8 protein-coding genes are annotated in these 10,372 nt (G+C 25.3%); 6 read left to right on the plus strand and 2 right to left on the minus strand.

From position 1 onward, the window contains the following. Positions 1-229 precede the first annotated feature (229 nt). The 6 genes from BU00_RS05335 to BU00_RS0102350 are packed head-to-tail and all read left to right on the plus strand — an operon-like array spanning position 230 to position 7,387. Positions 230-517: a hypothetical protein gene (locus tag BU00_RS05335; protein ID WP_211246795.1), complete on the plus strand. Its 288-nt coding sequence runs from the start codon at positions 230-232 to the stop codon at positions 515-517. 1 nt (position 518) lies between these two features. Then, entirely contained in the window at positions 519-2,591 is a 2,073-nt protein-coding gene (hsdR, locus tag BU00_RS04545; RefSeq protein ID WP_211246796.1) for an EcoAI/FtnUII family type I restriction enzme subunit R, read from the plus strand. 6 nt (positions 2,592-2,597) lie between these two features. Beyond that, entirely contained in the window at positions 2,598-4,112 is a 1,515-nt protein-coding gene (locus BU00_RS0102335) for a class I SAM-dependent DNA methyltransferase (RefSeq protein ID WP_027121328.1), read from the plus strand. Beyond that, a complete protein-coding gene (locus BU00_RS0102340) occupies positions 4,112-5,641 on the plus strand; it encodes a restriction endonuclease subunit S (protein WP_027121329.1) in 1,530 nt (509 codons plus the stop codon). Before BU00_RS0102335 ends, BU00_RS0102340 begins: the two co-directional genes overlap by 1 nt. Before the next feature lie 43 nt (positions 5,642-5,684). After that, the gene (gene trmB, locus BU00_RS0102345) at positions 5,685-6,314 is read left to right on the plus strand and encodes a tRNA (guanosine(46)-N7)-methyltransferase TrmB (RefSeq protein ID WP_027121330.1); all 630 of its coding nucleotides are present in this window, start codon (positions 5,685-5,687) and stop codon (positions 6,312-6,314) included. Then, the gene (locus tag BU00_RS0102350) at positions 6,302-7,387 is read left to right on the plus strand and encodes a M42 family metallopeptidase (RefSeq protein ID WP_027121331.1); all 1,086 of its coding nucleotides are present in this window, start codon (positions 6,302-6,304) and stop codon (positions 7,385-7,387) included. Before trmB ends, BU00_RS0102350 begins: the two co-directional genes overlap by 13 nt. Positions 7,388-7,445: 58 nt before the next feature. Here BU00_RS0102350 and BU00_RS0102355 read toward each other — a convergent pair whose 3' ends face one another. Both BU00_RS0102355 and BU00_RS0102360 read right to left on the minus strand, forming a co-directional pair. Continuing rightward, positions 7,446-8,258 carry a hypothetical protein gene (locus BU00_RS0102355; RefSeq protein ID WP_027121332.1) on the minus strand — a complete coding sequence of 271 codons (813 nt, stop codon included), beginning with the start codon at positions 8,256-8,258 and terminating at the stop codon, positions 7,446-7,448. Further along, complete coding sequence (locus BU00_RS0102360) at positions 8,248-10,062, minus strand: S8 family serine peptidase (RefSeq protein WP_027121333.1); 1,815 nt, start codon at positions 10,060-10,062, stop codon at positions 8,248-8,250. Before BU00_RS0102360 ends, BU00_RS0102355 begins: the two co-directional genes overlap by 11 nt. Positions 10,063-10,372: the final 310 nt, after the last annotated feature.

The following is a 10,372-nucleotide window of genomic DNA, read 5'->3' on the forward strand; positions in this document are numbered from 1 at the left end:
TAAAAATCTATATATGTATATATACATATATAGAAATCTAAAAAAAAGACAAATTATTTTGTAAAATATACACTAACTGGGAAAGATAGGAAAAAATTGTGACAAAATTAGGGTTATTTGGTATTAGAATAATATTAATAAGAAAAAATGATAAAATTATAATATTAAATCAGATACTTAATTAAATTTTACAAATTTAAGTGATTTTAAGTAATAAAATGGGGTATAAATGAACCAACAGGATAAAAAATCATTGTCAGAAGCAGATGTTAAAAGACTTTTAATTACACCGGCAATTTATAATAAAAATTGAAAAGAAAACGAAATAACAATGGAAACAAAAATTACTGATGGTAAAATCAATAATAATGGTAATGTTGTTTCTCGTGAAAAAATAAAATTTGCTGATTATATTTTATACATTTCAAATCCATCAAAACCAATTGCTGTTATAGAAGCTAAAAAGAATGAATTATCACCTTGTTATGGACTAAATCAAAGCAAAAGAATATGCTAAGTTGCTTGACATACCTTTTGCTTATTCATCAAATGGTGATGCATTTTGTGAATATGATTTCTTAACTGGTAAAACCAAAAAAGATGTACCATTAGAAAATTTTCCAACAAAAGATGAACTTGTATTAAGATATTATAATAAATATAATAATGGACTACCAATATCAGAGGTTCAAAAGAAAATTATTCTCCAACCTTATTATTCATCAAGTAAAACATATGCACCAAGATATTATCAAAGAAATGCTATTAATAGAACAGTAGAAAAAATAGCTAGTGGTCAAAAAAGATTACTATTAGTAATGGCTACTGGAACTGGAAAAACTTTTGTATCATTTCAAATTGTTTATAGATTACTACAATCCAAAATGAAGAAAAGAATTTTATACTTAGCAGATAGGAATGTACTGATAGACCAAACCATTAGAAACGATTTTAGTTCACTTGAGAAAAATATTTATAAAATAAATTTCGCTGATAAAAAATGTCTAAGTAAAATAAAATCACATGAAATTAATTTTGCACTATATCATCAAATGATTGGTCAAGATGAACAAGAACATTTTAGATTAATTCCAAAAGATTATTTTGATTTAATAATTATTGACGAGTGTCACAGAGGTAGTGCAAAAGAAGATAGTAATTGAAGAAAAATTTTAGAATATTTTTCTTCAGCTACACAAATAGGTTTAACAGCAACCCCAAAAGAAAGTGAAAGAGTTTCAAATATTGACTATTTTGGTGATCCTGTTTATATTTATAGTCTAGCACAAGGAATAGATGATGGTTTTTTAGCACCATTTAAAGTAATTACAATTAATACAAATATTAGTGATGAATGAAGACCAACAAAAAATCAAGTTGATAAAAATGGAAATCCAATTCAAGACAGAATTTACAATAATAATGATTATGATTACAACATTATAATAGAAGACCGGATTGAAAAAATAGCAGCAGAGATTTCTAACTATTTAAAAAGTACTGACAGACTACAAAAAACAATTGTTTTTTGTGCTAGTGAAGAACATGCATTACAAATGCAAATAGCACTTAATAATCAAAATTCCGATATTGTAAAAGATCATCCTGATTATTGTGTAAGAATTACTGGTTCTGATGATTATGGTAAATCAAAAATAGCTTATTTTATTTCTATTTCTGAAAAATATCCTGTCATTGCAACTACTTCTGAATTACTAACAACTGGTGTAGATACCAAAATGACAAAATTAATTGTACTTGATAAAAAAGTAGAAAGTATGACAACTTTTAAACAAATAATTGGTCGTGGTACAAGAATAAACGAAGAACAAGGTAAAACAAATTTTGTTGTAATGGATTTTAGAGGTGTTACAAAATTATTTGCTGACGAAAAATGAGATGGTCCAATTGAACAAGTTGAAGGATATGGATTAAAAAAATTTGATGCTTATAATAAATCTAGTACTAATAAAAACAATCAAAAAACAGAAACCAAAACATTAAATCCTAAAACAAAAATAATAGTTGACAAAGATGGTTGTGAAGTAATAATATTAAACAAAATAGTAAAAACATTTAATTCACAAGGTAAGCTTTTAAAATATGAAGATATTATTGACTACACAAGAAGAAATTTAAAAGGTGAATTTGTTTCACTTTCAGATTTTATTCAAAAATGAAAAATACCTGAAAAAAGATTCAAATTAATGGAATTTTTTAAAGAAAAATTCGGTGTTGATTTAAAGAAATTAAAAATAGAAAGAAAAATGGAAGATCAAGATGATTTTGATTTCATTTGTCATCTATGTTTTGATGTAAAACCTAAAACAAGAAAAGAAAGAGTTATTAGTGTAAGACAAAAGGAATTTTTAAATAAATATCCACAAAAAGCCCAAGAAGTATTAAATCTTGTTTTAGATGAATATGCAAAAAAAGGAATTTCAGAAATAGAAGATATTGAAATCCTCAAACTTTTACCATTTAAAAAATTTGGTCATATCTCAAAAATCATTAATATTTTTGGTGGTAAAGAAGAATTTAATAAAGCAATTAGTGATTTAAAATCACAAATATATTATGAAACGGAGTAAAAAAATATGTCAATGCAATCTGGATTTATAAAAAGAGTAAGAGATATCATGCGTATGGATGCAGGAATTAATGGTGATGCACAACGTATTGAACAAATGGTGTGGATTTTATTTTTAAAAGTTTATGATGCTAAAGAAGATGATTGATCATTAATTGAAGATAATTATGTTTCAATTATTCCAGAAGATTTAAGGTGAAAAAACTGAGCAAAAAAAGACGAAAAAGGTCATTCAATTACTGGTGATGAACTTTTGGATTTTGTTAACAACATTTTATTCCCGGTTTTAAAGGGAAATAATGTTATGGATGGAGATAAAATTATGTATCATGGGATACAAGTTTTTCCAGACACACCGATTAAAAAAAGTATTGTAAAATCTACTTTTGAAGATGCAAATAACTATATGAAAGATGGTGTATTTTTACGTCAAGTAATTGATATTATTGATGAATTAGAATTTGATGATGTTAAAGAAACACATGCTTTTGGTTTTGTTTATGAAGAAATTTTACGTGAATTACAATCTGCAGGGTCTGCTGGTGAATTTTATACACCAAGAGCAGTAACCGATTTTATGGCCAAAATGGTACAACCTAAGTTAGGTCAAAAAATGGCTGATTTTGCTTGTGGTACAGGTGGATTTATTACTTCATATCTTAATGAAATCTCAAAACAAATAGAAGATGTACAACAACGTAAATTATTTGATCAAAGTATTTATGGAATAGAGAAAAAACCTTTTCCGTATTTATTATGTGTTACAAATATGCTTTTACACGATATTGAAGTACCAAATATTTTCCATGATAACTCTTTAAAATACAATTTATTAGATTATACCGAAAAAGATAAGTTTGATATTATTTTAATGAATCCGCCATATGGTGGTAAAGAAGATAAATCAATACAAGGATTTTTTCCAGATGATTTAGCAAGTTCTGAAACAGCAGATCTTTTTATGTCTGTAATTATGTACCGTCTTAAAAAAGATGGAAAAGCTGCTGTTGTAGTGCCAGATGGATTTTTATTCGGAACTGATAATGCAAAAGCTAATATTAAGAAAAAACTTTTAAAAGAGTTTAATTTACATACAATAGTTAGATTACCTGGCTCTGTGTTTAGTCCATATACTTCAATATCAACAAATTTATTATTTTTTGATAATACTAATCCTACAACAGAAACTTGATTTTATAGAGTAGATATCCCATTGGATCGTAAAAACTTTTCAAAAACTAAACCGATGGAATTAAAACATTTTGATGAATGTATTAATTGATGAAATGATAGAAAAGAAATTGTTGATAGTGAAAGTTATAAAGCACAAAAATTTGATGTGCAATATTTAATGAATGAAAGAGGATATAATTTTGATCTTTGTGGTTATTCACAAGAACAAGAAATCATTTTAGACCCACTTGAAACAATAAGAAAATATCAAGAAAAAAGAGCGCAACTAAATGATAAAATTGACAGTATTTTAAAAGAAATTAAAAATCTTTTACCCGAGGAAAATTAATGACACCAGAACAGATAAAAAACAGCATTTTACAATATGCTATCCAAGGTAAATTAGTAGAACAAAGAGATGAAGAAGGATCTACGCAAGATCTATATGAGCAAATCCAAAAAGAAAAAGTAAAATTAATTAAAGAAGCTAAAATCAAAAAACAAAAAGATTTACCTGAAATTAAGCCAGAAGAAATTCCTTTTGAAATACCAAAAACATGAAAATGGTTGAGATTTGGGGAAATTTTTAATATTATAAACGGTTTTACACCCTTAAGAACTAATAGTGAATTTTGATTAAAAGGAACAATTTCTTGATTTACTGTTAACGATATAAGAAAACAAGGTGAATTAATTTATTCAACTGAACAAAAAATTACAGAAAAAGCAATAGCAAAAAATTCAAAAAGAATATTACCACCAGATACTGTATTGCTTTGTTGTACGGCTTCAATTGGTGAATGTGCTATTTCAAAAATTCCACTAACAACTAATCAACAATTTAACGGTTTAGTAAAAAAAGATATTTTCAAAGATTACATAGATTCGCATTATGTTTTTTATTATGTTAAAACATTAAAACATTTATTAATTAAAAATGCAGGGAAAACAACTTTTAGTTTTTTATCTGTTGAAAAATTATCTAATTTTTTAATCCCCCTCCCTCCACTCTCAGAACAAAGACGTATAGTTGAAAAAATAGAAGAATTAATGTCTCTTGTAGAGGGATATTCAACATCATATAAAAAATTAGAATTAATTAACTCAAAATTTCCAAAAGATATTAAAAACAGCATTTTGCAATATGCTATCCAAGGTAAATTAGTAGAACAAAGAGATGAAGAAGGTTCTGCGCAAGATCTATATGAGCAAATCCAAAAAGAAAAAGCAAAATTAATTAAAGAAGGTAAAATCAAAAAACAAAAATATTTACCTGAAATTAAGCCAGAAGAAATTCCTTTTGAAATACCAAAAACATGAAAATGAGTGAGGTTAGGTGAGTGTGTTTGAAATACATCTGGACTTAGTTACAAAAAAACTGACTTAAACATTTTATCATCTACAATGGTTAGGGTTTTACGTGGTGGAAATATTTTTGATTTAGAATACAAAATTAAAGATGATGATGTGATGATTTCTAATGAATTTGTAAAACCTAATTTATATTTAGAAAAAAATATGTTAATAACACCTTCAGTAACTAGTTTAGAGCACATTGGAAAAGCGGCAAGAATAACTCAAAATTATGATGATACTGTTGTTGGTGGTTTTGTTTTAATGTTAATTCTTTATTTAAATAATGATTATTTATCTAAATATTTATTGTATGTTTTTAGTTCTTTTTATTTTAGAAATAATTGCAAATCTATTACAAATAAGTCTGGTGCAGCATTTTATAATTTATCAAGAGAAAAGTTAATCGAATTAATAATCCCTCTCCCTCCACTCGCAGAACAAAGACGCATAGTTGAAAAAATTGAACAACTAATGTCAATCATAGATTTTTACAATCAATCATATAAGGAATTTAAAAACTAATTAAAAAATTTCATAACAAAACATTTTTTAATAAAATTATTCTATGAGATTACGTTTTGATAAAGATGCTGAAAATAAATTAAATCAATCTAAATATTATATTAAAGATTTTCCTATTACACTTTCAGAAACAGATGTTGTAGAAATAGGTGCTGGTAAGGGTGAGATGATCACTCAAATGGCTTTAAATAATCCAGATATTAAGTATTATGCGCTTGAAAAATATCCCACAGTTGCTTATAAAATATTAAAAAAAGTTAATGAACTTAACTTAACAAATGTTTTTATAATAACAGAAGATGCAACAAGGTTACCAGAAATATTTAATGGATATACAAATACTTTATGATTAACTTTTTCTGATCCATGACCAAAAAATGCTCATGAAAAAAGAAGGTTAACATATAAAACATTTTTAAATTTATATAAAAATGTTTTAAAAGATAAAGGTTGTTTATATTTTAAAACAGATAATGATAAATTATTTGATTACTCAGTTGAATCACTTAAAAATAATTGTTGAGATATCACAGCATTAACAACTGATTTACATAGTTCAAAATATAATGTAAATAATTATCCTACTGGATATGAATTAAAATGATCACAAAAAGGTAAAAATATTAACTTTTTAAGTGCAAAATATAATAAGGAGAAAAAATGCACAGAATAGAAGAATTTAAAAAAAGATTAATTAAATATATGGAAATTGAAGCAATGTCAAGATATGAAGAACCTGTTGCTTTAGAGTTAAGAAACAACATTGACAATTCTCAATTTGAAATTTTAAGAGATAAAATGGGTTCAATAATTTTTCATAAAAAATCAAAAACAGCAAATGCGCCAAAAGTAATGATTGCTGCTCATATGGATGAAGTTGGTTATATCGTTCGTTTAATTGATAAAAAAGGTCAGTTATTACTTTCGCCAATTGGTGGTATTTGACCAACAGTTGTGGTGGGAACCAAAGCAAAACTTGTTAATTCACAAAATGAAGAATTCATAGGTGTTTTTGGTCACACATCAATTCATATTATGGAAAATGATAAAGTATCAAAAGCAATTACTAATAATGAAATATATGCTGATTTTGGTTTTAAAAATGATCAAGAAGCAATTGAATCTGGTGTAGAAATCGGAGATAGAGTTTATATTTCAGGTGAAACAATTCAATTTAAAAATCCTGATTTAGTTGGTGGAAAAGCAACGGATAACAGAGCAGGTGTTACTGTCTTAGAAACAATTGCTAAAAATGTATCTGAGATGGATTTGGATGTTGATTTATATCTAGTTGGTACAGTTCAAGAAGAAGTAGGAACAAGGGGAGCAAAGACTTCTGTTTCAATGATTAATCCCGATATTGCAATAGCACTTGATACTACTTCATCACACGATACTATCGGAACCATTCCGGGTACAACCGCTTTATTCAAAGGTGCTGCTTTAAGGGTAAAAGATGGTGGAACATTAATGGATCCAGAGATTATTAAAGATTTTATTAATTTATCAATTAAATATAATATCCCTGCATATAAATTTGTTGCAGCCGGTGGTGGTACTGATGCTGCTGAATTACAATTTGCAAATGGTGGTGCAGCAACTTTAACAATTTCTCTTCCTCAAAGATATTTACACAGTCCAATTGGTGTTTGTTCTGTTTCTGATTTATTAGCTGCTAGTGATTTAATCACTAAATTCATCCAAGAGATGAATCCTGAAAAATATCAAGAAATGAAATATAAATAAGAAAATACTATTAGATCTTTTGATTGATCTAATAGTATTTTTATAATTATTTTAAGAATTATTCTGCATTTTTTAATGATATATTTAATGGTTTACTTTCATCAAAGTCATCAATTGGAATAATTTGCACATATTCTAAAATTTCAAAAGGCCAAGGATCTTTATTATCTACTTCAATTAATAATGGATTTGAACGTATATATTCTAATTTGTCTTCTTCATCTGTTTTAGATCTCAGAAGATTAAATGCATATCTTTTATAACTATCATCAGATAGTAGTTTAAAATATTCATCAACATTATTTATAGATGATTTTTCTTTTATAAATATATTTAAATTATTATCTTCTTGTGTAAAAGAATATTTAAATATATTTGGGTATCAACTTTCTACAACCTTATAATAATATATTTGTGGTACATAACCTATAACACTAATATTTAAATCAAACTGACGATCCTCTAATTTCATTAATGAAAATTGTCTTAAAACAACATATCTTTTTGCTTTTTTTATTTTTATAACATTTTTTTCAATTAATGATTCTATATTCCCGTGATTAAAATCTGAGAAAATAATTAAATTTGAGCCATTTTGTAAATGAGAATAATTTTTGTTTATAAAATCTTTCAAGGTTTTTATTTTATCATTTTTATAAATCTGATTGTTTTTAACAATAAAACTTGGATTATATTCTAAATTAAATGAATTATTAAAATCGAAACTTAAGTCTTCTAATATATCATTATCTCTAAAAACTTTAACAAACTTACCGTTTTCATCATAATTTTGAATATTACAACTTATGCTTAGTGGAAGCAAAATAACAGAAGGAAGAAAAAGAAATCTTTTTAAATACTTAAAAATCATATCTAAAATTATCCTTTTGTAATTTTACATATCTATCACTTTTATCTATATCATCTTTATCGACAATTATATATAGACCATTATTATCTAAAATTTTCTTAGCATTTTCTTTATCTTGGATTGTTATTTTAATTCTTACACTTCTTGGAAAAACTCTTTCAGAACCTGTGCTACTTATATCTTTACCTGAATTTCTAAATGGATCAAACAATTGTGCTCCCATTGTTAAACTTAATTTTGTTAAATGATAATAATCGTATAATTCTTTCATTGAAGCATAATATGCAGCATCTGCACTTAAATTAAAAGGACTGATGTATTTATTACCATCAGATTCGTTATAGTCAATTCATAACTGATTTCGTGGAAAAGACTTTTCAAATAAAGTTGATAAATTTGAAGAAGCAACAATTATCCCTCATCTTGTTCTTAGTTCATAGATTTTTTCAAAGTTATTATTTTTAAAATCTTTTCATGTTATTTTATGAGTTTTATTACCAAAAACTTTCATTCTTTTTCAATCTATTAATCCATAACCTTTATCATTTAAATAAGTATTATATGGTGTATTATCATTCTTAAAAGAAGCAACTAATATAGCCTTTAATTCTGCTACATTTAATTCTCTTTTTAAACGTTTTTCTAAAAGTACAGACATAGCTAAAATAATAGGAGTTGAATAACTGGTTCCGGACAAAACACTAAATTCTGGATTGGATTTATCAAATACTATATTTCTTGCATTAAACTCATTTGGACCAAGACCTAATGGAGAATCGTTAAATTTATCATAATTTATGTCAGAAAAATCAGAAGTTTGTTTTGTCTTAATATTATATCCACCAATTACAAATGTATTTTTACTTACTGCAATGGATAAATTTTTTTCAAATTTTTTTACTTTGTTTTTTATATTTTCTTTAAGCCTTTTTAACTCAGTTTCATAGACATAAAAATCATAATATTCATAATAATTTTTATGTTTTTCGAAAAACTCTTCAATTACAGGAACAGCATTTTTGAAATTTTTAAATAGTTTTTCATTATTGGATACAGAAATAAAAAATTTCATATTATATTTAAATGCATATTCATCAATTAGTTTCGCCTCAAAATCGTAATCATTTGTTGAAAAACGCTTTTCAACCAAATAATTTATATTTGAAATAAATTCTTTTATTTTAAGTATAAAATTATTATTATAAATTTTTGTTTCATTATTTCAAGTTTCAAATAATTCTTGTATTTGTTTACCTATACCACGTGTATAACTCATATTTACATATTTAACTTTATTTTTGACAAAAAAATCTAATGTGGTTTTTAAATCATCTTCAAAATGAGCACTATAAAAAGTTGCATTTTTTAGCAAACCAGAATCAGAACCAATAATCGATGCTATTTGTGTTGCATGAGAATTGTTTTTTCATAAATTCAAAAATGGTTTATTATCAATTTTTTTTAAAAATTTGGAATCATTATAAATAACTCTTGTTTCATTTGCTCTATCTTTTAAAAAATAATAATTATTTTTGTTAATAACTTTTTTATAATTATTATTAAAACTTAAAATGTTTGAATCAACAAACCCTCCATCAATAATTCCTATATTAACTGGTTCATTACTAAATTCGGTTTCAGATATACCAAGATGATTTCAAACATCTTTATATATGTCTTTATAACCAACCAGGTTTCTTTCAATTTTGTCAGAACTAAAATTAGCCGAAACCAATGTTGTAATAGGAATACTTAAAAAAGTACTACTAAATAACAATTTTATTTTCTTAAATTTATTTTTCATATTTTCTCCTACAATATTATTATCCTACTTTGTAAGAGTAAAACAAGAAAATTGGTTAAAAAAACGAACTTTATATGAAAAGTTTTTTATAATTTACCTGCGTTTCCCAGAAAACGCAGGTTTTTTTATGTTTTTCAAGCCTTTATACTACGTAGTAGTATAAAAAATAAAAATAATGCTATATATTGCTATATATTATGGTATAATTGAGATATGAATTTAAACTTTCAGTAAATTTTATACTAAATAAAAAAAATTAAGAAATTTTTTCGTTTATAGATATTATGAAACTATATAATTCATCAGAAGA

Origin of the sequence: Mycoplasma leonicaptivi ATCC 49890, assembly GCF_000622205.1 — a bacterium.
Taxonomy (GTDB): domain Bacteria; phylum Bacillota_I; class Bacilli_A; order Mycoplasmatales; family Metamycoplasmataceae; genus Mycoplasmopsis; species Mycoplasmopsis leonicaptivi.